We start from the raw sequence: 21,435 nt of genomic DNA, 5'->3' as shown, positions 1-21,435 counted from the left end.
GGCGCGGTCTGCTGTGAGGACGCGCTACTCGTCGGCACTTTCGCGCCCGTCTGTGGTTTAGCTGGCCATGCATTGCCTGGCTGTGGTGACGCCGATAATACGTTTGGATTCTCGCTGCAACGGTCTCTACCTGGCGGCGCCTTCGGGCGTCGCTGGCGACAGATTGTGCAGGCGCATCAGGCGCTGCAGCGCGGGCAGGTCTGCCACGCGAATCAGCCTGACGATCTCGAAGTGATGCTCCGTCGCCTGCTGCAGCACGGCCAGCGTGTTGCGCTGTCGCGTGATGGCCACCGGCACGCGCCCCCGCAGGTCGAAGAGCAGCGCGACTAGTTCCCGGTTGGGGCAGGGGGCCAGCATTAGGCGGTGGAATTCCAGGTTGGTCGATTCGTGCTGCTCGACTGTGCCGTGCAGCAAGGCGTCGCGATTGCGCTCGGCCGCCTGTTTCAATGCGGCGAGGCTCGCCTCGTCATGGCGATCGATGACCATCCCCGCCGCCTCGACCTCCAACACAGCCCGGACTTCCATGACCTGCCGCAGGCGCTCCGCGTCGAAATCCTCCACGCGGTAGCCGCGGTTCGAGAGATGCTTGACTAATCCCTTCTCGGCCAGGCGATCCAGCGCTTGGCGGATCTCGATACGCGACGCGCCGTAGCGCCTTTCCAGGTCGATCTGCTTGAGCCAGGCCCCGGCGCCGAGGGCGCCGATGCCGATGTCGTGCTCGATGGCACGGGCGACTGCCCGCGACCGTTCGGAGCCCAAGGCCTGGCGCGGTGCGGTGCCGTTCATCCGATCCTCTGCGAGCCGGGTTGACCCCTGCGGCCCTGAATGGCACAAAAATTGGCGCCAATCCAGTTGGCAAGAGGACAGGCGATGCTTCGGAGCCCCGGCTGAGATGGATGCCAACGGGCCTGCCCTGCGCCTCGGCGTCGATACTGGCGGCACCTTCACCGATATCTGCCTTTACGACCCGCGCAGCGGCCGCCTGTCCGTGTGGAAGCTGTCGAGCACGGTGCGCGACCCCAGCGAGGCGATTGTCGCCGGCGCGGTGCAGGCGCTCGGCGCGGCGGGCGGGCAGGGGGCGCAGGTCGCCTATGTCGGCCATGGCACGACGGTCGCGACGAACGCGTTGATCCAGGGGCGGCTGGCGCGCACGGGCATGATCACCACTTCGGGGTTCCGCGACGTCATCGAGATCAGACGGCAGATGCGGCCGGCGCTCTACGACCTGCAGGTGAAGAAGCCGGCGCCGCCGGCGACGCGCGACCTGCGGATCGAAGTCAGGGAACGCCTGCGCTTCGACGGGAGCGTGGCGGTGCGGCTGGACGAGGATGCGGTGCGCGCGGCGGCGCGGCGGCTGCGCGAGGCCGGGGTGGACGCCGTTGCGATCTGCTTCCTGTTCGCCCATCTCGCCCCGGCGCACGAGGCTGCGGCGCAGCGCATCCTGGCCGAGGAGTTGCCGGACGCCTTCATCACGGCCTCGCACGAGGTCGCGCCGGAGTACCGGGAGTACGAGCGCTTCTCGACCACCGCGGTGAATGCCGCGCTCGGGCCCGTCATACGAGGCTATCTCGGCCGCCTGACGCCGCGGCTGCGGGAGGCCGGCATTGCCGCGCTCCCGCACCTCACGCAGAGCAATGGCGGCGTGATCTCGGCCGAGGCGGCGTCGCGCCAGCCCGTGCGCACCGTCCTGTCGGGGCCGGCGGCCGGCGTGATGGGCGCGATCGCGATCGGCGCGGCGGCGGGCATCGGCGACATCATCACCTTCGACATGGGTGGGACCTCCACCGATGTCGCGCTGATCGCCGGCGGCCGCGCGCAGATGGCGCGCGATACGGAGGTGCATGGCCACGCGCTGAAGGTGCCGATGCTCGACATCCACACCGTCGGCGCGGGTGGCGGGTCCATCGCCCGCGTCGATGCCGGCGGGCACCTGAAGGTCGGGCCGGCGAGCGCCGGCGCCGATCCCGGGCCGGTCTGCTACGGCCTCGGGAACGAGGAGCCGACGGTCACCGACGCCAATGTCGTGCTCGGCGTCCAGAACCCGACGCATCTGCTGGGCGGGCGGATGGCGATCGACCGCGCGAAGGCCGAAGCGGCGATCGCGAGGCTGGCGGCAAGGCTCGGCCTCGGCACGATGGAGACGGCACAGGGCATCCTGTCGGTCGTCACCGCCAACATGGCGAAGGCGATCCGCGTCATCAGCGTGGAGCGCGGGCTCGATCCCCGGGACTATTTGCTGATGGCGTTCGGCGGCGCGGGGCCCGTGCATGCGGCGCGGCTGGCGCGGGAACTCGAGATTCGGCGCGTGCTGGTGCCGCGCAGCCCGGGCATCCTTTGCGCGATGGGGCTGCTGCTGACGGATCTGCGTATCGACCTCGCGATCGGGCGCATGGCGCGGCTGGCCGAGGAGAGCCTGCCGACACTGGCCGACGGCTTCGCGGGGCTGGAAGCGCAGGCGACGTCCTGGTTCGAGGAGGAAGGGATCGCAGCGCCGGATCGCGGCCTCTCCCGCACCGTGGACATGCGATACGACGGCCAGGCGCATGAGCTGACCGCGGCCTGTCCGGCAGGCGAGGTGACGCCCGCGACCCTCGCCATGCTGCGCGCCCGCTTCGAGGAGGCGCATCGTCAGGTCTATGGCTACATCTCGCCGGAGGAGCCGATCCGCGTCGTCGCGCTGCGGCTGGAGGCGACGGGCCGCGTGCCCAAGGCTGAACTGCCGGCGCATCCGTCCGCGACGGCGCCCGCGGCGCCAATCGGCGAGCGCCAGGTCTGGCTGCCGGAGACCGGCGCGCATGTCGCCTGCCCGCTCTACGACCGCGAGCGCCTCGGCCCCGGCCATCGCATCGCCGGCCCCGCCATCGTAGAGCAGATGGACAGCACGACGCTGGTCCTGCCGGGCCAGGCCGCCACTGTCGATCCGTGGCTCAACCTGCTGATCGAGGAGGTCGCGTGATGCGCAGGCTCGATCCCATCACGGTGGAGGTCATCGGCTCCGCCCTCTCCACCATCGTGGAGCAGATGGGCAAGGCGATCATCCGCGCCGCGTATTCCGCCAACATCAAGGAACGCCGCGACTGCTCCGCCGCGGTTTTCGACACCGCGGGCCGCGTCGTCGCGCAGGCCGAGCAGATCCCCTTCCACCTGGGTTCGCTGCTCGGCATCACCGAGGAGACCCTGAAGCGCGTCGATGTTTCGACGGTCGCGGAGGGCGATGTCTTCATCGGCAACGACGCCCATACCGGCGGCGGGACGCATCTCAACGACATCGTCTTCCTGGAACCCGTCTTCGTGGATGGCGCGATCGTCGCCTGGGTCGCGAACCTCGCGCACCACTCGGATTTCGTGGATCGCGGGCACGCGCACATATTCCAGGAAGGCCTGCGCATCCCGCCCGTCAGGCTCTACCGCGCCGGCGTGCTACAGCAGGACGTCATGGACGTCGTGCTGCTGAACTGCCAGGTGCCGCATGAGCGCGTGAACGATTTCCGCGCGCAGATGGCCGCCAATCGCCTCGGCGTGCAGCGCGTGCAGGCGCTCTGCGCGCGATACGGCGTGGCGGTCGTGCAGACCGCCAGCGCCATGCTCATGGACTACGGCGAGCGCAAGGCCCGTGCCGGCATCGCCGCCATCCCCGACGGCCGCTACGAGTTCCGCCACGCCTTCGACACCAGCCTCTGGCCCGAACTGCTGGACCTCGTCGTCGCGGTCGAGGTGAAGGGCGAGGAGATCACCTTCGACTTCACGGGCTGCCCGCCGCAGAATCGCACCGGCATGAACATGGTGTTCACGGCGCTGCAGGCGATCGTCTACTATCTCGTCAAGACGCTGATCGACCTCGACACGCCTGCCAATGCCGGCGTCCACCGCGCGGTGCGGATCGTGGCGCCACCGGGCAGCGTGGTGAACGCGCTGCCGCCAGCCGCCGTCTACAGCCGGCACGAGGTCGCTCAGCGCCTGGCGGACATGATGCTCGCCGCGCTGGCCCAGGCGATCCCCGATCGCGTCATCGCTGCCTCCACCGGCATCACGGTGATGACGACCAGCGGGACGCATCCGCACACCGGCCGCTTCTATGTCTATAACGAGAGCATGGGCGGCGGCATGGGCGCGCGCGCGTCGCAGGACGGGCTGGACGGCGTGCACATGCACCTCACGAACTCCGCCAACATCCCGGTCGAGGCGCTGGAATCCGAGCATTCGCTGATGGTCGAGGCCTATGAACTCGTGCAGGATTCCGGCGGACCCGGCCGCTTCCGCGGCGGCATGGCGATCAGGCGCAAGGTCTCGGCGGTGGATCACCAGGCGACCGTCAATCTCGGCGGGCCGAACAACATCGTCCCGCCCTGGGGGCTCGATGGCGGGATGCCGGGTGGCCTCGCGCGGATCGAGCTAGCCGAAGGCGTGACGCTGGAACGCCGCAACGGCGTGATCGGGCCGGGGCAATGGGGCGCGTCGGTCACCGCGGGCGGCGGCGGCTACGGTGACCCGAAGCAACGCGACCGCGACCTCGTGCGCCGCGACCTGCGGGAAGGGCGGATCTCGCCGCGCGCGGCCAGCGAGATCTACGGGCTGGAGGAATAGGGGCGTGGCCCGCTTCCTGATCGGGCGGCTGGTGGACGGGCTGGTCGCCATCCTGGGCGTGGTGACGATCGTCTTCGTGGTCTCGCGCCTGCTCGGCGATCCCACGGTGCTGCTGCTGCCGGTGGGCGCAACCGAGGCGCAACTGCAGGAGCTGCGCGCGGCACTCGGCCTCGATCAGCCGATCTGGGTGCAGTACCTGGACTTTCTCGGCGGCGTGCTGCGCGGCGATTTCGGGCAGTCCTTCCAGTTCATGCGGCCGGCGCTGACGGTGGTGCTGGAACGCATGCCGGCGACGATGGCGCTGGCCTTCAGCGCGCTGGCGATCGGCCTGGTCGTCGGCGCGGTCGCGGGATCGCTCGCGGCGCTCTACCGCGGCACGGTGGTCGAGGGTGTCGTGATGGTCCTGGCGCTGTTGGGCCAGGCGACGCCTGTCTTCTGGCTGGGGCTGCTGCTGATCCTGCTCTTTGCCGTGGAGCTCGGCCTGCTGCCGACAGGCGGCTATGACGGGCCGGTCAGCCTGATCCTGCCGGCGCTGACGCTCGGCACCTTCACGACCGCGTCCATCGCGCGACTGCTGCGCTCCGGGATGCTGGACGTGATGCGCGATGACCATGTGCGCACGGCCCGCGCGAAGGGGCTGATGCCGGGCACCGTCTTCCTCTGGCACATCGCGCGCAACTCGCTGATCCCCGTTGTCACGATGACAGGCATCCTGGCAGGCGAGCTGCTCGGCGGCTCCGTCGTGACGGAGACTGTCTTCTCCTGGCCCGGCGTCGGGCGGCTGATCGTGCAGGCGATGGAGCAGAAGGACTTCCCGGTCGTGCAGGCCGGCGTGATGGTGATCGCGACGACCTTCGTCCTGATCAACTTCGTCGTGGACCTGCTCTATGGCGTGCTCGACCCCCGCATACGGCGGCACGGATGAAGGAGTTCCTGCGCGCCTTGACCCGAGGATCGGGCTGGCTGGGGCTGGCGGGGCTGCTGCTGATCACGATGCTGCTCGCGCTGGCGGCGATCGGGCCGCTGCTGGACCTGCCCGATCCCACGCGGACCAACCTTCGCGCACGCATGGTGGCGCCGACGATCTCCTGGGCGGGTCTCGGCGCCTTTCCGCTGGGGACGGACCAGCTGGGGCGCGACATCCTCTCGCGCATCGTGGCGGGCAGCCGGGTGACGCTGGCCGTCGCCGGCGCGGCGGTGGTCCTTGGCGGGATCGTGGGCACCCTGCTCGGGCTGATCGCAGGCTACTTCGGCGGCTGGACGGATCGCGTGCTGATGCGCCTTGCCGACATCCAGCTCGCCGTCCCGCTGATGCTGCTGGCGCTGATGGTCATCGCCGCGATGGGGCCCAGCCTGCAGAACCTGGTCATGGTTCTCGCCCTGGTGTCCTGGGTCCGCTACGCCCGCATCGTGCGCGGCCAGGTGCTGGCCGTGCGGGAACGCGAGTTCGTGCAGTCCGCGCGCGCCATCGGCGCGTCTGCCCGGCGCATCATCCTGCGCCACATCCTGCCGAACGTGCTGACGCCGGCCATCGTCGTCGCAACGCTGGAGCTCGCACGCGTCATCGTGCTGGAGGCCGGCCTGTCCTTCCTCGGACTCGGCGTGCAGCCGCCGAACCCGAGCTGGGGGCGGATGCTGGCGGAGGGCCGGACCTACATCTCCTCGGCCTGGTGGATCATCACCTTCCCGGGGCTCGCCCTGATGCTGACGGTGCTGTCGGTCAACCTGCTCGGCGACTGGCTGCGCGACTATCTCGATCCGCGGCTGAAGGTCTGATGTCGGCGCTGCTCGAGATCCGCGACCTGTCCGTCGGCTTCAGCCGGGAAGGCCGCTTCGCGCGCGTGATCCCGGGCCTGTCCTACAGCGTGCAGCGCGGCGAGACGCTCGGCATCGTCGGCGAGAGCGGCAGCGGCAAGTCCGTGCATGCGCTGGCGCTGCTCGGGCTGCTGCCGCAGCCGCCGGGAAAGGTGCTGGGCGGTAGCGCGGTCTTCGACGGCGAGGATCTGCTCGCCCTGCCGGAAGCGCGCCTGCGCGACCTGCGCGGCGGCCGCATCGGCGTGATCTTCCAGGATCCCATGACGGCACTGAACCCCGTGCTGACCATCGGCCGCCAGATCGCGGAGCCGCTGATCCGACATCGCGGCATGACCATGCGCCAGGCGCTGGACCGCGCGGCGGACCTGCTCGCGCTTGTCGGCATCCGTGACGCGTCGCGCCGGCTGTCGCAGTTCCCGCATGAATTCTCCGGCGGCATGCGCCAGCGCGTGATGATTGCAATCGCCATCGCCTGCGAGCCCGCCCTGCTGATCGCGGACGAGCCGACGACCGCGCTGGACGTCACGGTGCAGGGTCAGATCCTCGAACTGCTGGCCGGCCTGCGCGAGCGGCTCGGCATGACCATGGTCTGGATCACCCATGACATGGGCGTCGTCGCCGGCATCGCCGACACGGTGCAAGTCATGTATGCCGGTCGCATCATGGAACGGGGCCCGGTCGAGGCTGTCTTCGCCAACCCGCGCAGCGCCTATACCTGGGGTCTGCTGCAATCGCTGCCGCATGGCGAGCGCCCGCCCGGTGGGCGCCTGCTGCAGATACCAGGGCAACCGCCCGACATGTTCGCCCTGCCCCCGGGCGATCCCTTCGCGCCGCGCAACCGCTTCGCGACCGAGCGCTGCTTCATAGAAGCCCCGCCCCTGCGCGCGGTCGAGGGCTCAGCGCCCGGTCACGAGGTCGCGGCCTGGTACAACCTGCCGGCGCTGCTGGAGGCTGCGCGATGACGGCGCCGCTGCTCGTTGTGCAGGACTTGTGCCGCACCTATCGCAGCCGCGGCTGGATGGGCCGGGGCTTCGTCACACGCGCCGTGGATGGCGTCTCCTTCCAGGTCATGCCGGGGGAGACGCTTGGCCTCGTCGGAGAGAGCGGCAGCGGCAAGTCCACCACCGGCCGCCTGGTCATGGGCCTCGAGGAGCCCGATGCCGGCCGCGTCGTCTTCGCCGGCACCGACCTGACGGCGCTGTCGCCCGCGGCCCGCAAGCCGTTCCGCCGGCGCATGCAGATCGTCTTCCAGGATCCCTACGCCGCGCTGAATCCGCGCATGCGCGTCGGCGACTTCGTGGAGGAACCGCTGGTCGTCCATGGCCTGGGCGGCGGGGCGGCGCAGCGGCGGGAGGAAGTGGCCGGGCTGTTCCGAACCGTCGGCCTCGATCCCGCCTTCATGCGCCGCTTCCCGCACGAATTCAGCGGCGGCCAGCGCCAGCGTATCGGCATCGCGCGCGCCATCGCGCTGCAGCCGGAATTCCTGGTGGCGGATGAGCCGATCACGGCGCTCGACGTCTCGATCCAGGCGCAGATCGTGAACCTGTTCCAGGACTTGCAGGAACGCATGGGGCTCGCGCTGCTGTTCATCGCGCATGACCTTTCGATGGTGCGCTACCTCTGCAACCGCGTCGCCGTGATGCTGAAGGGCCGTATCGTGGAAGCCGGCCCGACCGAGGCCGTTTTCAACGACGCGCGCCATCCCTACACCCGCGCGCTGCTCTCCGCCGTGCCGATTCCGGATCCCCTGCGCGAGCGCGGCCGCAGGCGCATCGTCTTCGACGCCGGCGGCTACGCCTTCCCGCCCGACGCCGCGTTGCGCGAAGTCGGCGGCGGCCACCTGGTGCTTCAAGGAGCCTCGACATGAGCGACCTGGTCCGCGCGGCCCTGGCTGTCGAGGCGACGCCGCGCCCGCCCTATGCCTTCTGGACCCACTACCCCGAGACGGATCTCGACCCGGAGGCGATCGCGCGCGAGACCGTCGCCTTCGCGCGCGCGACGCGCCAGGATTTCGTGAAGTCCATGCCCAATGGCCTCTACGTCGTCGAGGATTGGGGCGTGCGGACCGACTTCTCCGAGATCGCGGCCGGCGGCGTCGCGAAGGTGACGGCGAGCCCTATCGAGGCGCACGAGGACTGGGCGAAGATCAGGCGATTCGATCCCACTTCCGGCACGCTGGGGCGCGAACTGCGCCACCTCAAGCTGCTGGTCGAGGCGCTGGGGCCCAGCGTGCCTGTGCTGGCGACCGTCTTTTCCTCCGTCACAATCGCGAAGAAGGTGAGCGGTGGCCTCTTTGCGCAGCACGCGAGGAGCCATCCCGCGCTGGTGCGCGCCGCGCTGGACGAAATCTCCGCGACCACCGCCGCCTTCTCCCGCAAGGCGATCGAGATCGGCTGCGCCGGTGTCTTCTTCGCCGTGCAGGACGCCACCGCGACGCTGGGCGAGGCCGCGTGGCGCGACATGGGCCTTGCCTACGACCTCGCCGCGTTGGAAGGCGCGCGGGCGGGTTGGTTCAATGCCGTCCACATGCATGGCGACGACATCGCCTTCGACCTGATCGCGACCTATCCCGTGCACGTCCTGAACTGGCATGTCGGGGAGACGCCGCCGACCATCGCGCAGTATCGCGAATCCGGTGGGCGCAAGCCCGTCCTCGGCGGGCTGCGCCGCACCCCGATCACGCAGCGTGACATGGCGGCCGTCGAGGCCGATATCGTCGCGGCCCTGTCCGCCGATGGCGGGCGCGGCATCCTGCTCTCGCCGGGCTGCGTGATCCGCCATCCCGTGAATCTCGACCTGCTCAAGCGCATCGCCGCGCGCATCCGGGGGGAAGCGTGATGAGGATCGCCGGCGCCGACCTGCACGTCGTCGACATTGGTACCGCGAAGCGCGGCACCATCATCCTGGTGCATGGCGGGCGCGGCATCGGCGACCACGCCGGTGAGCTCGAGGCCTATCGCCCTCTGTCGGACGAGTACCGCCTGGTCGCCTACGACCAGCGGGGCTGCGGCGAGTCCTCGGAAACGTCGCCCTTCACCTTCGACCGCCTGGCCGACGACCTCGAGGAGTTGCGCGCGACGCTCGTCGGCAAGCCGTGTGTCGTGCTCGGCGGGTCCTTCGGCGGCATGATCGCGCTGACCCATGCGATCCGCCATCACGGCAGCGCGTCGCACCTGATCCTGCGCGGCACCGCGCCGTCGCATCACCACGAGGCCGAGGCGATCGAGAACATTAAGGCCCGGCTGCACAAGGCGACCAGTGCCTCGGTCGAGATGGTCCACAAGATGTTCAGCGACCGCGTTGTGGACGACACGGAGCTCATGCTGATCTGGGCGGCGCTGCAGCCGCTGTATTTCGAGAAGTTCGATCCCGACGCCTCGCTGGAGCGCACAAGGACCATGCGGTTCCACGCGCTGACCCACAACGAGCTCTTTAGGGAGAAGGACTACGACCTCCGCCCGTTCCTCAAGGACATTGCCGTCCCGACGCTGGTCGTCTGCGGCGCGGCGGACTGGATCTGCCCGCCATCCCAGTCCAGGCTGATCGCCGAGGCCGTGCCGAAGGCCGAGCTCTTCATGGTTGAGAACGCCAACCATGCCGTGCATGTCGAGGCGCGCGACGCGGTGCTGGCCCGCGTGCGTACGTTCCTCGCTGCCAACGGAGCCTGAGGAGGGAAGGATGAGCATCACCCGCTTCACCCGGCGCGCGGCGCTGGCGCTGCTCTGCGCCGCCGGCATCGCGACCACGGCGCAGGCGCAGCAACGCGCGCTGACCATCGCGGTCGGGACCGGCGTCAACACGCTCGATCCCCACAACACCGCGACGATCCAGACCGATCTCTCGGTCATCAGCCATCTGCACATGGCGCTGCTGGTGCGCGGGCCGGATATGCAATTGCAGCCGCAACTCGCGACCGCCTGGACGGCGGTGGACGACAACACCTGGCGCTTCACGCTGCGTCCGGGCGTGACCTTCTCGAACGGCGAGGCGCTGGATGCCGAGGCCGTGAAGTGGAACTTCGACCGCGTCATGAACCCCGCGAACAATGCACGCGTGCGGCCCTGGTTCGCGCAGGTGAAGGAGGTCGTGGCGAACTCCCCGACCGAGCTCGAGGTCCGCACCAGCTCGCCCTATCCCGCGTTGCCGGCGCAGCTCTCGACCTTCTTCCTCCTGCCGCCGCGCTGGACGGCCGCGAACAACCCCGCCAATGCTGCGGTCGGCGCCGGCCCCTATGAGCTGCGCCAGTTCACGCCGGGCGATCGGGTGGTGATGACCGCGCGCCAAGGCTGGACCGGCGAGCGTCCGGCCTTTGAGACCGTGACCTTTCGCGTCATCCCCGAAGCCGGCGCGCGCATCGCGGCGCTGCTGGCGGGCGAGGTGGACTACGTCTCCGGCCTTCCGCCGTCGGAGTTCGAGCGCATCAACCGATCGGGCCGCGCACAGGCCACGGCGACGGACTCCATCCGCTCGGTTTTCGTGAAGTACAACCTCCTGACACCGCCCTTCCGCGACAATGTCCGGCTCCGCCAGGCGCTGAACTTTGCCGTGGACCGGGAGGCGATCCGAGACGCGATCTGGGGTGGGATCGGCAGCATCTCGAACTGCCAGGTCATGACGCCGGCCTATTTCGGCTACAACCCGGACCTGCGCGCACCGCCCTACGATCCCGCGCGCGCGCGGCGACTGCTGCAGGAAGCCGGGATCCGCCCGGGCCAGCTGACGATCGAGTTCGAGGTGCCGGTCGGCCCCTATCTCCTCGCGCAGGACATTGCCCAGGCCGTCGCCGCGCAGCTCGAGGAAGTCGGCGTGCGCACGCGCATCGTGGAGATGGAGTTCGGGGCCTGGATGAATAAATACCTCCGCGCCGCCAACATGGGTCAGATGGCGTATCTGGCGCAGGCCTGGCCGACGCTGGACGCGGACGGCATCCTGGCGCTGTTCGAGGCCGGAAACCAGTATGCCTATTGGGACGACCAGGTCTTCTCGGGCTTCCTGCGCGAGGCGCGGCAGACCACGGACGCCAACCGCCGCCAGGCGCTGTACCGCCAGGCAACGGAGCGCATGTGCGAACAGGCGCCGGTGCTGTTCCTCTACACCCAGCCCGTGACCTACGGCACGACCAACCGCGTGCGCTGGCTGGCGCGCGGCGACGACTGGGTGCGCGCAGTGGACTTCGTGCCGCGCTAAGTCAGTCCGCCTTCGCGCCGGAGACGCGCACGGCCTCGCCCCACTTGACCAGCTCGGCCTCCACGAAGGGGCCGAGATCGGCGGGACCGGCGACGTCAATCACGACGCCCTGGGAGGTCAGCGTCTCCTTCAGCGTCGCGTTGGACAGCGCGGCGCAGACGGATTCGTACAGGCGGGCGACGACCGGTTCGGGCATCCGCGCCGGCCACTTCGCTCGGCTCCATGGTCGGCTATGGCCGCGAATACCTGGCGCGCGTGCCTTGGGTGCTGCTCGCGCCGTCTGCGACCATCGTGCTGACGACGCTCTCGGTCTCGGTCCTCGGCGACTGGCTGCGCGACCGGCTGGATCCCACGCTCCGCTAGGAACATCGGCATGGCTCACCGCACGATCATCGCCTCCCACCGCGGCGGCTCGTATCTCTGGCCCGAGAACAGCCTAATGGCCTTCCGGGAGACGGCGAAGCTGCCGCTTGAGCAGGTAGAGTTCGATGTACAGCTCTCTGCCGACGACCAGTGCGTGGTGATCCATGACCCGCTGCTCGACCGCACCACCGACGCGCACGGCCCGGTGCGTCAGCGCACGCTCGCAGAACTCCGGCGTATCCGCCTACGGGGCGCTCACGGCGAATGCGTGCCGACGCTGGCTGAGCTCTGTGCCGTGTTCCGCGGCACGCCGGTGAAGCTACGGCTTGAGATCAAGGCCGATGCCGACCGCCGGCATTATCCCGGCATTGGGCCCCGCGTGCTGGACGTGTTGGAGGCCGAGCGCATGGTGGAGCACACAGCCGCCATCACCTCGTTTCAAGCGCCGATGGTTGCCGAGATGCGCGACCTGGGGCGCTTCAAGGGGCCGCTCATCTGGCTCTGCGCTCCGAATGTGTGGCTGGACATCGGGCGTGACATGGCCTTTGCCACCGCAATTTCCTGCGGCGCTGCGGGCATCGGCCTGCACCACACCATCGTCGATCCTGAGACGCTGGCCGCTGCGCGCGCTTCCGGCCTCTCGCCCGGGGCGTGGGGATTGAAGAATGAGGCAGACATCCGACGCGTGCTGGACCTCGGTGTGGATGTCTTCACCAGCGACGACCCGGTCGCGGCGATACGCCTTCGCGGCGCGTAGGCGCATCAGCGAGTGCGCTTCGTCGCCAGACACGACCGCTGGACCGGCACCCTGAGTCCGCCTTCACCGGCCAAGGAGGCAAAAGCCTGCAACCGATCCAGGGTCTGCGTTTCTCACGGGCGTCAACAATCGATTCGTTCAATGGTTTCGATCAGAGAAATGGGGTTTCATGGCTCGTATACGGGGCATAGGCTTTCTGGAAACAAGGGAGAGCCATCACCATGGACGCGAACCAACCGAGCGGCCCGCTGAACTGCCCCATGAAGAAGCCGGAGGCGCTCCGCTCCCTCCTCGGCCGCACCAACCGCGACTGGTGGCCGAACCAGCTCTCGCTGGACATGCTCCACCAGAAGGGTCTCACCGGGAACCCGATGGGGGACGATTTCGACTACCGGAAGGAGTTCCTCTCCCTCGACTTTGCGGCGGTGAAGCGCGACCTGCGCGCGCTGATGACCGACAGCCAGCCGTGGTGGCCGGCCGATTACGGGCATTACGGCCCCTTCCTCATCCGCATGGCCTGGCACAGCGCCGGCACCTACCGCACCGGCGACGGGCGCGGCGGCGCCTCCTCCGGCTCGCAGCGTTTCGCGCCGCTCAACAGCTGGCCGGATAACGCCAATCTCGACAAGGCGCGCCGCCTGCTCTGGCCGGTCAAGCAGAAGTATGGCCGCAAGCTCTCCTGGGCCGACCTGATGATCCTGGCCGGCAACGTCGCCATAGAGTCGATGGGCGGCCCGGTCTTCGGCTTCGGCGGGGGCCGCGAGGATGTCTACGAGCCCGAGAAGGACATCTACTGGGGCACCGAGGAGGAATGGCTCGGCGACACCCGCATCAGCGAAGAGAAGGTGCTTGAGAGCCCGCTCGCGGCGGTGCAGATGGGCCTGATCTACGTGAACCCGGAGGGTCCCGGCGGCGTGCCCGACCCGGCCCAGTCGGGCCGCGACATCCGCGAGACCTTCCACCGTATGGGCATGAACGACGAGGAGACCGTCGCGCTGACCGCGGGCGGCCACACCTTCGGCAAGTGCCACGGCGCGGGCGATGCCAAGAAGGTGGGCGCAGCGCCGGAGGGCACCGACATCGCGCAGCAGGGCCTCGGCTGGCAGAGCGGCCACGAGACCGGCATCGGCGACCACACCATCACCAGCGGCCTCGAGGGCCCCTGGACACCCACCCCCACGAAGTGGGACGGCAGCTACTTCCACATGCTGCTCGACTACGAGTACGAGCTGGTGGAGAGCCCCGCCGGCGCCAAGCAGTGGCAGCCCGTCGGCCAGAAGCCGGAGGACATGGCGTCCGGGGCGCACAGCCCCGAGCGCCGCGTGCCGACGATGATGACGACGGCCGACATGGCGATGAAGGTCGATCCGAAGTACCGCGCAATCTCCGAGCGATTTCGTGCGAACCCCGACCAGTTCGGCGACGCCTTCGCCCGCGCCTGGTTCAAGCTGTGCCATCGCGACATGGGGCCGAAGGTCCGCTACCTCGGCCCGGAGGTCCCGGCGGAGGACCTGCTCTGGCAGGATCCGATCCCGAAGGCGGACTACGCGCCGACCGACGCCGGCGACGTGGCGGAGCTCAAGCAGAAGATCCTCGCCTCCGGCCTCACCACAGCCGAGCTGGTGGCGACCGCCTGGGCCTCGGCCTCGACCTATCGCGGCTCGGACCACCGCGGCGGCGCCAATGGCGGCCGCATCCGGCTCGCGCCGCAGAAGGACTGGGACGTGAACGAGCCCGAGCGGCTCTCCAAGGTCCTGACGGTGTACGACGGCATCAAGGCCGAGTTTGACGGCAAGGCCCAGGGCGGGAAGAAGGTCTCGATTGCCGACCTGGTCGTGCTCGGCGGCACCGCCGCGGTCGAGCAGGCGGCGAAAGAGGCCGGCCACGAGGTCGCAGTGCCCTTCGCGCCGGGCCGCACCGACGCCTCGGCCGAGCAGACCGATGCGGAGGGCTTCGAGCCGCTCGAGCCGCGGGCCGACGGCTTCCGCAACTACCTGCAGGTGCCGTTCAACGTGCCGACCGAGGAGCTGCTGCTCGACCGCGCCCAGTTGCTCGGGCTGAGCGCGCCGGAGATGACCGTCCTCCTCGGCGGGCTGCGCGTGCTGGGCGCCAACCATCGCGGGCAGAAGGAGGGCGTGCTGACGGAGCGCCCGGGCCAGCTCACCAACGACTTCTTCGTCAACCTGCTCGACATGGGTACGGCGTGGAAGATGGTGGATGGCGACGCGGACGAGGTGTTCGTCGGCAGCTGCCGCCGGACGCACCAGGAGAAGTGGCGGGCGACGCGGACCGACCTGGTGTTCGGCTCCAACTCGCAGCTCCGGGCGCTCTCCGAGGTCTATGCCGCGGCCGATGCGGGCCGGAAGTTCGTGGAGGACTTCGTCGCGGCCTGGACAAAGGTGATGAACGCCGACCGCTTCGACCTCGTCCGGCACTGACCTCCCGGCGGCTTACCACGGGGTGAACCATTCTCCGCCGCGGCGCTTCGGCGCCGCAGCGGGCGGCCTGACCAGGGGCGCGGAGATCGTTCCGCCAGTGCGGCGATGATCACCTGCCTTCGGGACGTGCCTGCGGGGTGCGGATGGTCCGCGTCGGCGCCTTTCTGACGCGGGCTGATCCAGCGCTGGCGAAGGTGCTTGCGCGGGCGTTCCGGTATCAGCGGCTGTTGGACGAAGAGCGCGATGCCTCGATCAGCGAGACGGCTGCGGCCGAGAAGATCGAGCGCGGATGTCTCGGGTCGCTGCTGCGGCTGACGCTGCTGGCGCAGAAGATCGTCCAGTGCATCCTCGATGGGCGGCAGCTGGAGGGCGTGACGCTGCCGGCGGTGATGAAGCCGTTTCCAGTGGAATGGAGCGGCCAGTGTCTCCACACCTCCGGCTCGCTCACCGCCAGCCTGGCGCCGGCGCCTTCCGCACGCGCCGATTAAGCTCCGAGAACGAGGTAATCCGGCCTTCCCAAAACTCGTCGATGACGTCACGGTTGCTCATCACCCATGCCGAGACGCGCTCGAAGTCCTTCTCATTCAGGCCTCCACTCACTTGGATGACCATTGGCTCCACTGCCAAGACCGTCAGCCTTTCGGCCTCGAAGCGCGGAGTGGGAGTGACCCCGACCAACACGTTCTCTTCGCCGTGTCCACGCCGGAGCCATATCACCTGCGCCAAGCCGGTCAGATGGCCCGTTAGACTGATGCTGTCGCGCATGATCCGATCGTCCGCAGCAGTGGAGGCGACTCCTTGGTCGCCTCGCGGCATCTTCTGAGAAGCTAAATGCTGCCGGCGGAGCACGGGAGGCTTGGCGCCCTCGGGAGCCGGGGCGACTGGCGCCGTGGCTGGTAGGAATGCTAGCCGCTCGTTCTGTTTCTCGCCATCGACCTCGATAGTGTCGGTGCGCGGCTGCATCGGCGTCGTGGCTTCTGCAGCGCTCTCGTTCTCTGCCGGCTTCGCGCGGCGAACGCTAACGCCTTCATCATCGACAGCCAGGTCGACCGAGTCGTCAGCTTCGAAGACGAGGCGGAGTGCAGCGTTGAAGGTCAATCTGAATCCGGCGACATCCTGTGAAGCAGTGCCGAACCGCTTCAAAAGGTCGTTCCATGTCGTAGTCACAATCTGGTCCGCTGGCGCGTGCCGGAGCGACATCCTGATCCATGCATACGCGTCCAGCGCGGCCGGCGAGGCAGACAGTTCGCGCACGACACGTCGGTCGAGAGGCACCGCGTGGTCAACCAGGCTGGAAAGGAATTTGGTGCTTAGCCGGACAGCTGAGCGCCACCCGAGGTCGCCGACACGGCGTCGGCTCCGTGCGTCGAACACGCTGACTTCAGCGCTGCCGCCGTCCGACAACAGGATCCGCGCCGCCTGGAGACGCTGCCACTGATCAGCCAAATCGCTTGTCTTCGGATCAATGCCTAACGCGGCGGCAAGCAGCGTTTTATCCGTGCCCAGCTCGACGACGAGACTGTTCGAGCGGAAGGCTGCATCACAGATGTGCATCATGCTCAGACGAAAGATGGGTCCGCTTGGCACCATGTCGTCGCTCGCACTGGGTTCAACGCGAACGGATCCAGCGTCGATGTCACGCTGCCACGCTCCGCGCGTGGCTTGCATCGGCAATGCCATGCTGCAGAAAGCCGCGTGCAGCCAGATGAATGCGTCGGCCGGCTGCGTGACGGCGGTATCCGGCGTCCGTGCGCGCGGAGGGCGATCCAAGCTCATTCTTGCAGAGACTCACCTGAAGAGAAGAGGAAGGCGCGCGGTCCAGGGCGCACAGTGGCGACCGGGCGGCACCCGCTCTTGGGCTCCCGCACATAGGCCCCGGTGCCAGACGAGAAAAGGCCAGCGCTGCGCTAGCTGTGTGCTGCGGTTGACGCCTGGCGCTGGCCCTTGTCAAGGCGTGACGGAGCCAACCACCGGCAATTGCCGGAAGAAGCGGCAAGATACGCCGCTCGACGGTGGCGGTTCGCGTAGCTGCGTGCCACTACTTGCCCGAGACGACGCAAGGCGCTTTCGTCGGATGGGAAAGGAGACGATCACGTGGCCTCAGGTACGGTAAAGTGGTTCAACGCGACAAAGGGCTTCGGCTTCATCCAACCCGATGACGGCGGAAAAGACGTGTTCGTGCATATCACAGCGGTGCAGACCGCCGGATTGGACGGGCTCAAGGACGGCCAGAAGGTCACCTTCGAGGTTGTCCGGGAGCGAGGGAAGGAAGCCGCAAGCAATTTGAAACTCGGCTAAGCGGGCCCGGCGACCGGCGCCGCTGCCAGGATGCGCTTCAACGTGCCGCGTCGTCGGCTCTCTCGCGCTGGGAATACTGGGGATCGTGGCATTGCGCCGGGTGGTATCGGTCAGGGGTTATGTGGCCCTGGCGATGCCACGTGGCACTTGCGATGCTTCGATTGCTACGTTCGCATCGGATCCACGCGCAAGCTGCGGCTGATGCTGCTGACACCCGACATCATCGATGCAATCCTGGGTGAGCGGCAGCCGGAGGGATGAGCCTGCCACGGCTGCTAGAGCCGTTCCCGGCGGAATGGCTCGCGCAGCAGGCTGCCTGAACCACAGCACGGTGGGTTAACGCCTGAACAGCTTTCGCCACCAGGGCCGCGAGGCCTGGACCTTCGCGGCGGCCTCAGCGGCGGCTTGGCGTCGGCCCTCGTCGGCCCGGCGCTCAGCCTCTGCACGAAGGGCCTGCTGGCGCGTCTCCGCGATGACGGCGCGGCGTTCGGCGTCGGCGGCGCGCTGCACAGCTTCGGCAGCGCGCCTACCCTCCTCGAGGGCGCGAGCCTCCTCCGCAAGGGCACGCGCGTCGGCGTCGCGGCGCGTGAGCTCCGCTTGCTCGGCCGTCTGCTGTGCGACACGCAGAGCGGCCGCGGCTTCTTCTGCAGCGGCGCCGGCGCCATCGAGATCGGCTTGCAACCTTTCTCGCTCCACTTGCCGCGCTGATAGTGCTTCTCGCATTCTAACGCCTTCCGCGATCGCGGCGCCCAGCTCGCGCGTCAAACGCTCGGCTCTCGCGGAGGCCTCGTTAGCTGCGTCGCGTGCTTGTGCGGCGGCTGTTTCGGCTTCACCACGCGCACCGGACGCACTCCGCAGGACGCCTTCCGCGAGTGTCAGCATCCGCCGCAGCTCCGCCGCCGCAGCCTCAGCCTTATTCGCGCGCTCCCGCTGCTGGGCCAGCTCGGCTTCGAGGCCACGCGCTCGCGTCTCCGCCGCGCGGCGGCTCGCCAGAAGGCAGGCAATCGTCTCGGCCACGGTGAGTGCGCCGTCGCGCCCGAGCCGCGAGGCGGCGTGCTGTACCGGAGCACGCCGCAGCTTGTAGCGATCGATCACCTCGACGGGCACTGCGACGCGGTCACCCCCGTCATTACCGCGCATTCGCTCCCAGCCCTGGCGTGCGGCAAGGCGGCGGAAGCTCTTGACCTTGATGCCGAGCTCTTGTGCGCCCTCGGCATGGCTGAACCATCGCACGCCCTCCCGAATATCACCGCTATCCCGCATACCCCCTCTCCCCTCGCCTCCCTATTCTCGCCGCCACGCGGCAGGGCGCACCTAACGGATGTAGCGGGTAAACAGAGGGTCGGAACACGGCAGAAGGCAGCCTGCGGCCGCAACCTTCTGCTCGCCGGCGGGGTTCACGGCAGCCTGCAGCTCGATGTTCAGGGCGCGCGCGCCAACACCGCCGCGCTGCATCGGGCACAGCACCTGGACGTCGCGGATCGGGTCGAGCCCATACCGGCGAGGGATGCGCGTTCGCACCAGCTCGAGAATGCGCTCGACCGCTGTCTCGGGATCGTCGGCTGGCACGAAGTGGAAGTCGCTCTCCGGCGCCGCGCGCTCCAGGTCGGGCATCTGGCCGCTGTTGATCCTGTGGGCGCTGACCACGATCCGGCTCTCGGCCGCTTGACGGAACACTTCGGTCAGCCGCACTTCCGGCAGCGCGCCGGAGTCGATGAGGTCCGCCAGCACCTGCCCGGGCCCCACGGAGGGTAGTTGGTCGACGTCGCCCACTACGAGCAGCGCCGCGCTGTCAGGGATGGCCTTCAGCAGCGCATTGGCCAGCGGCACGTCGACCATCGAGGTCTCGTCCACCACGACCAGGTCGCAGTCGAGCGGGTTATCAGCGTCCCGCTTGAAGCCGCCCGCGGCAGGATCGGCCTCCAGCAGCCGATGTAGTGTCTTCGCCTCCAGCCCGGTCGCTTCGGTCATGCGCTTCGCGGCGCGTCCGGTGGGCGCTGCGAGCAGCATCTGCACTCCCTTGGCCGCTAGCACGCGCAGGATAGCGTTGACGATGGTGGTTTTGCCGACCCCGGGGCCGCCGGTGATCACGGTCACCTTCGAAGCTAGCGAGAGCCGGACCGCCTCTGCCTGGCTCGGCGCCAGCGTCAGGCCGATGCGCGCCGATACCCAGTTGATTGCCTTCTCCGCATCGATCGTCCCCCAGGGCGGCGGTCCCTCCCGCAGTCGCAGCAGCCGCTCGGCGATTGCCTGCTCCGCGCGGTGCAGCCCGGCGAGGAAGAAGCAGTCCATCTCGCCCACCCGATCAGCGACAACCGCGCCCTCAGCCAGCTCGAAATCGAGCGCCGTGCCGATCAGCTCGGCCGGCACCTCCAGCAACGTCTCGGCCAGAGGCACCAGCTCCGCTTTCGGCAAGCCGCAGTGCCCCTCGCTGGTGGCCTCGGACAGCGCGTAGGAGATGCCGGCACGCACGCGGATGATGGCGTCCTTCTCGATGCCGAGCCGCTGCGCGATCGCGTCGGCCGTCTTGAAGCCGATGCCGCGAATATCTCGTGCAAGGCGGTAGGGGTTGTCGGTCATGACCTGGATGGCGTTTGCGCCGTAGGTCTTGAAGATCCGCACAGCGCGCGAGGTGCCGACACCGTGCTGGTGCAGGAACACCATGATCTCCCGTACGGATTGCTGCTCGGCCCAGGCAGCGACTATGCGGCCCGCGCGAACGGGACCGATGCCGGGCACCTCGCGCAGGCGATCTGGGCTCGTCTCGATGACGTCGAACACCGCCTCGCCGAAGGCGCCCACCAGCTTGCCGGCATAGGCAGGACCAATCCCGCGGATCATCCCCGAGGCGAGGTACTTCTGGATCCCGTCCGCGGTTGTCGGCTCCGATGTCCGCAGGAACCTGGCGCGGAACTGCTGGCCATGGGTGCGGTCGTTGACCCATTCCCCCGTGGCGGTGATCCACTCTCCGGCGGAAATCGTCGCGGCGTGGCCCACCACGGTGACGAGGTCGCGGTGCCCGCGTGCCTTGGCGCGTAGCACACAGAAGCCGCTGTCTTCGTTGTGGAAGGTGACGCGCTCGACCAGGCCGGCCAGCACTTCCTGGGAGGATGCCTCGGGCTGCTGCCTCATCGCCCGATCGATCAGCCGGCCTGTCACTGAGTGTTGCCGGCCGCGGCTGCGAGCGACGACGCGCTCTCCCCGCCCGGCGTGTTCAGGCGCGATCGTAGATCCGGTCTTCTGGCACGCCGTGGCGGCGCGCGTTTCGACGGGGTGAAGCAGGAAGGCTCCATCGCCTACTGGTTCTACCGGCTCGACGATCGTGCTGCACGACCACATCATCGTCGGTGGGAAGGGGACGTTCAGCTTTCGACGACCCGGCCTGCTCTTGCGAGCGCCGTCCTCGACCCCTATGCGGCTACCGCGCTCGCCGCGATTAGCGATTTTCGACTCTGGGCCGCGATCACTGTGCCGAATGCAGCAACTTCGTGGACGGCAGCCGAGAGACCGCGGGCAGAGAAGGGTTTTGGCAAGAGCCGCTCCCGACTGGTGAACTCATGCAGGGCCAGACACTCCGGACTCCCCGTTGCGTGGACGACGCCCAGGCCGGGCAATCGTCGAAGCAACTCGTATGCGAGGTCTTCGCCAGTTGGCCCAGCGCCGAGATCGAAGTCGGTGACGAGGACATCTGGCTCCCAACCGTCATCCCGAGCGAGCAGCGCCATGGCGGCGGCTGCGCTCCCCGCCTCCTCGCAATCGACACCATCTTCGGTCAGGAAGTCGCACACACTCCGCCGGACGAACTCGTCGTCCTCGACCACGAGGGCGCGCATGTCTAATCCCTCCTTGCCCGCCGAAACTCCCCCGAGCTTCTGCTGCGGTACGTAGACAGTGCGCCGGTCGCCGAGCGTGCGCGCTCACCAGTCCGCGATTAGAGCCTCGTGCCGGAACTGTGAATCGGTGAGGGATTCCGGCGCGGAGTTGGTTTGTGAG

At 68.6% G+C, this 21,435-nt stretch carries 19 protein-coding genes and 1 pseudogene; 14 read left to right on the top strand and 6 right to left on the bottom strand.

From position 1 onward, the window contains the following. Positions 1–126: 126 nt before the first annotated feature. Positions 127–786, bottom strand: a complete 660-nt coding sequence (locus tag ACLF3M_RS32760; RefSeq protein WP_430661221.1) for a GntR family transcriptional regulator — start codon at positions 784–786, stop codon at positions 127–129. A gap of 106 nt (positions 787–892) precedes the next feature. Between ACLF3M_RS32760 and ACLF3M_RS32755 the strand changes: the two genes are divergently transcribed. Genes ACLF3M_RS32755 through ACLF3M_RS32715 form a run of 9 tightly spaced genes read left to right on the top strand, consistent with a single transcriptional unit; the run spans position 893 to position 11,586 of the window. Then, positions 893–2,956, top strand: a complete 2,064-nt coding sequence (locus ACLF3M_RS32755) for a hydantoinase/oxoprolinase family protein (RefSeq protein WP_430661220.1) — start codon at positions 893–895, stop codon at positions 2,954–2,956. Next, on the top strand, positions 2,956–4,584 hold the full coding sequence (locus ACLF3M_RS32750; protein WP_430661219.1) for a hydantoinase B/oxoprolinase family protein: 1,629 nt from the start codon (positions 2,956–2,958) through the stop codon (positions 4,582–4,584). Before ACLF3M_RS32755 ends, ACLF3M_RS32750 begins: the two co-directional genes overlap by 1 nt. Before the next feature lie 4 nt (positions 4,585–4,588). Next, positions 4,589–5,509, top strand: a complete 921-nt coding sequence (locus tag ACLF3M_RS32745) for an ABC transporter permease (RefSeq protein WP_430661218.1) — start codon at positions 4,589–4,591, stop codon at positions 5,507–5,509. Further along, positions 5,506–6,360 (top strand): ABC transporter permease, encoded by an 855-nt coding sequence (locus ACLF3M_RS32740; RefSeq protein ID WP_430661217.1) that lies wholly within the window; start codon positions 5,506–5,508, stop codon positions 6,358–6,360. Before ACLF3M_RS32745 ends, ACLF3M_RS32740 begins: the two co-directional genes overlap by 4 nt. Further along, complete coding sequence (locus ACLF3M_RS32735) at positions 6,360–7,361, top strand: ABC transporter ATP-binding protein (RefSeq protein WP_430661216.1); 1,002 nt, start codon at positions 6,360–6,362, stop codon at positions 7,359–7,361. Before ACLF3M_RS32740 ends, ACLF3M_RS32735 begins: the two co-directional genes overlap by 1 nt. After that, positions 7,358–8,266: an ABC transporter ATP-binding protein gene (locus ACLF3M_RS32730; RefSeq protein ID WP_430661215.1), complete on the top strand. Its 909-nt coding sequence runs from the start codon at positions 7,358–7,360 to the stop codon at positions 8,264–8,266. Before ACLF3M_RS32735 ends, ACLF3M_RS32730 begins: the two co-directional genes overlap by 4 nt. Beyond that, positions 8,263–9,237 (top strand): uroporphyrinogen decarboxylase family protein, encoded by a 975-nt coding sequence (locus ACLF3M_RS32725; protein ID WP_430661214.1) that lies wholly within the window; start codon positions 8,263–8,265, stop codon positions 9,235–9,237. The genes ACLF3M_RS32730 and ACLF3M_RS32725 overlap by 4 nt, the downstream gene beginning before the upstream one ends. Beyond that, complete coding sequence (locus tag ACLF3M_RS32720; RefSeq protein WP_430661213.1) at positions 9,237–10,067, top strand: alpha/beta fold hydrolase; 831 nt, start codon at positions 9,237–9,239, stop codon at positions 10,065–10,067. The genes ACLF3M_RS32725 and ACLF3M_RS32720 overlap by 1 nt, the downstream gene beginning before the upstream one ends. 10 nt (positions 10,068–10,077) lie before the next feature. Continuing rightward, positions 10,078–11,586 (top strand): ABC transporter substrate-binding protein, encoded by a 1,509-nt coding sequence (locus tag ACLF3M_RS32715; RefSeq protein WP_430661212.1) that lies wholly within the window; start codon positions 10,078–10,080, stop codon positions 11,584–11,586. A gap of 1 nt (position 11,587) precedes the next feature. On the opposite strand, the gene ACLF3M_RS32710 is transcribed toward ACLF3M_RS32715, so the two are convergent. Next, on the bottom strand, positions 11,588–11,782 hold the full coding sequence (locus ACLF3M_RS32710) for a hypothetical protein (RefSeq protein WP_430661211.1): 195 nt from the start codon (positions 11,780–11,782) through the stop codon (positions 11,588–11,590). Positions 11,783–11,808: 26 nt separating this feature from the next. On the opposite strand from ACLF3M_RS32710, the gene ACLF3M_RS32705 reads away from it, so the two are divergent. The 4 genes from ACLF3M_RS32705 to ACLF3M_RS32690 all read left to right on the top strand — a co-directional run bounded on the left by ACLF3M_RS32705 (position 11,809) and on the right by ACLF3M_RS32690 (position 15,632). Then, complete coding sequence (locus ACLF3M_RS32705; RefSeq protein WP_430661210.1) at positions 11,809–11,949, top strand: hypothetical protein; 141 nt, start codon at positions 11,809–11,811, stop codon at positions 11,947–11,949. Between the two features lie 10 nt (positions 11,950–11,959). Further along, entirely contained in the window at positions 11,960–12,706 is a 747-nt protein-coding gene (locus tag ACLF3M_RS32700) for a glycerophosphodiester phosphodiesterase (RefSeq protein ID WP_430661209.1), read from the top strand. A gap of 221 nt (positions 12,707–12,927) precedes the next feature. Further along, positions 12,928–15,144, top strand: a complete 2,217-nt coding sequence (gene katG, locus ACLF3M_RS32695) for a catalase/peroxidase HPI (protein ID WP_430661208.1) — start codon at positions 12,928–12,930, stop codon at positions 15,142–15,144. Between the two features lie 143 nt (positions 15,145–15,287). After that, positions 15,288–15,632: a hypothetical protein gene (locus ACLF3M_RS32690; RefSeq protein ID WP_430661238.1), complete on the top strand. Its 345-nt coding sequence runs from the start codon at positions 15,288–15,290 to the stop codon at positions 15,630–15,632. On the opposite strand, the gene ACLF3M_RS32685 is transcribed toward ACLF3M_RS32690, so the two are convergent. After that, positions 15,589–16,920, bottom strand: a complete 1,332-nt coding sequence (locus tag ACLF3M_RS32685) for a replication protein RepA (RefSeq protein ID WP_430661207.1) — start codon at positions 16,918–16,920, stop codon at positions 15,589–15,591. The two genes, ACLF3M_RS32690 and ACLF3M_RS32685, sit on opposite strands and share 44 nt — an antisense overlap. Before the next feature lie 318 nt (positions 16,921–17,238). Between ACLF3M_RS32685 and ACLF3M_RS32680 the strand changes: the two genes are divergently transcribed. Continuing rightward, positions 17,239–17,442, top strand: a complete 204-nt coding sequence (locus tag ACLF3M_RS32680; RefSeq protein ID WP_430661206.1) for a cold-shock protein — start codon at positions 17,239–17,241, stop codon at positions 17,440–17,442. Positions 17,443–17,778: 336 nt separating this feature from the next. Here ACLF3M_RS32680 and ACLF3M_RS32675 read toward each other — a convergent pair whose 3' ends face one another. From ACLF3M_RS32675 to ACLF3M_RS32665, 3 genes and pseudogenes are all read right to left on the bottom strand, one after another. Next, a complete protein-coding gene (locus ACLF3M_RS32675; RefSeq protein ID WP_430661205.1) occupies positions 17,779–18,675 on the bottom strand; it encodes a hypothetical protein in 897 nt (298 codons plus the stop codon). Between the two features lie 129 nt (positions 18,676–18,804). Beyond that, positions 18,805–20,574: pseudogene (gene recD2, locus ACLF3M_RS32670) on the bottom strand (SF1B family DNA helicase RecD2); the annotation flags it as partial. A gap of 278 nt (positions 20,575–20,852) precedes the next feature. After that, a complete protein-coding gene (locus ACLF3M_RS32665; RefSeq protein WP_430661204.1) occupies positions 20,853–21,275 on the bottom strand; it encodes a response regulator in 423 nt (140 codons plus the stop codon). Positions 21,276–21,435: the final 160 nt, after the last annotated feature.

The sequence above is a fragment of the Falsiroseomonas sp. HW251 genome, assembly GCF_050563545.1.
Classification (GTDB): Bacteria; Pseudomonadota; Alphaproteobacteria; order Acetobacterales; family Acetobacteraceae; genus Falsiroseomonas.
Note: the sequence above shows the minus strand (reverse complement) of the source record. Positions and strands in the feature narration are given on the sequence as shown.

Excerpts from the sequence above, each read along its gene's own strand:
- ACLF3M_RS32760 (WP_430661221.1), bottom strand. The coding sequence starts at position 786 with ATGAACGGCACCGCACCGCGCCAGGCCTTGGGCTCCGAACGGTCGCGG.
- ACLF3M_RS32755 (WP_430661220.1), top strand. The coding sequence starts at position 893 with ATGGATGCCAACGGGCCTGCCCTGCGCCTCGGCGTCGATACTGGCGGC.
- ACLF3M_RS32750 (WP_430661219.1), top strand. The coding sequence starts at position 2,956 with ATGCGCAGGCTCGATCCCATCACGGTGGAGGTCATCGGCTCCGCCCTC.
- ACLF3M_RS32740 (WP_430661217.1), top strand. The coding sequence starts at position 5,506 with ATGAAGGAGTTCCTGCGCGCCTTGACCCGAGGATCGGGCTGGCTGGGG.
- ACLF3M_RS32735 (WP_430661216.1), top strand. The coding sequence starts at position 6,360 with ATGTCGGCGCTGCTCGAGATCCGCGACCTGTCCGTCGGCTTCAGCCGG.
- ACLF3M_RS32730 (WP_430661215.1), top strand. The coding sequence starts at position 7,358 with ATGACGGCGCCGCTGCTCGTTGTGCAGGACTTGTGCCGCACCTATCGC.
- ACLF3M_RS32725 (WP_430661214.1), top strand. The coding sequence starts at position 8,263 with ATGAGCGACCTGGTCCGCGCGGCCCTGGCTGTCGAGGCGACGCCGCGC.
- ACLF3M_RS32720 (WP_430661213.1), top strand. The coding sequence starts at position 9,237 with ATGAGGATCGCCGGCGCCGACCTGCACGTCGTCGACATTGGTACCGCG.
- ACLF3M_RS32715 (WP_430661212.1), top strand. The coding sequence starts at position 10,078 with ATGAGCATCACCCGCTTCACCCGGCGCGCGGCGCTGGCGCTGCTCTGC.
- ACLF3M_RS32710 (WP_430661211.1), bottom strand. The coding sequence starts at position 11,782 with ATGCCCGAACCGGTCGTCGCCCGCCTGTACGAATCCGTCTGCGCCGCG.
- ACLF3M_RS32705 (WP_430661210.1), top strand. The coding sequence starts at position 11,809 with ATGGTCGGCTATGGCCGCGAATACCTGGCGCGCGTGCCTTGGGTGCTG.
- ACLF3M_RS32700 (WP_430661209.1), top strand. The coding sequence starts at position 11,960 with ATGGCTCACCGCACGATCATCGCCTCCCACCGCGGCGGCTCGTATCTC.
- katG (WP_430661208.1), top strand. The coding sequence starts at position 12,928 with ATGGACGCGAACCAACCGAGCGGCCCGCTGAACTGCCCCATGAAGAAG.
- ACLF3M_RS32690 (WP_430661238.1), top strand. The coding sequence starts at position 15,288 with ATGGTCCGCGTCGGCGCCTTTCTGACGCGGGCTGATCCAGCGCTGGCG.
- ACLF3M_RS32685 (WP_430661207.1), bottom strand. The coding sequence starts at position 16,920 with ATGAGCTTGGATCGCCCTCCGCGCGCACGGACGCCGGATACCGCCGTC.
- ACLF3M_RS32665 (WP_430661204.1), bottom strand. The coding sequence starts at position 21,275 with ATGCGCGCCCTCGTGGTCGAGGACGACGAGTTCGTCCGGCGGAGTGTG.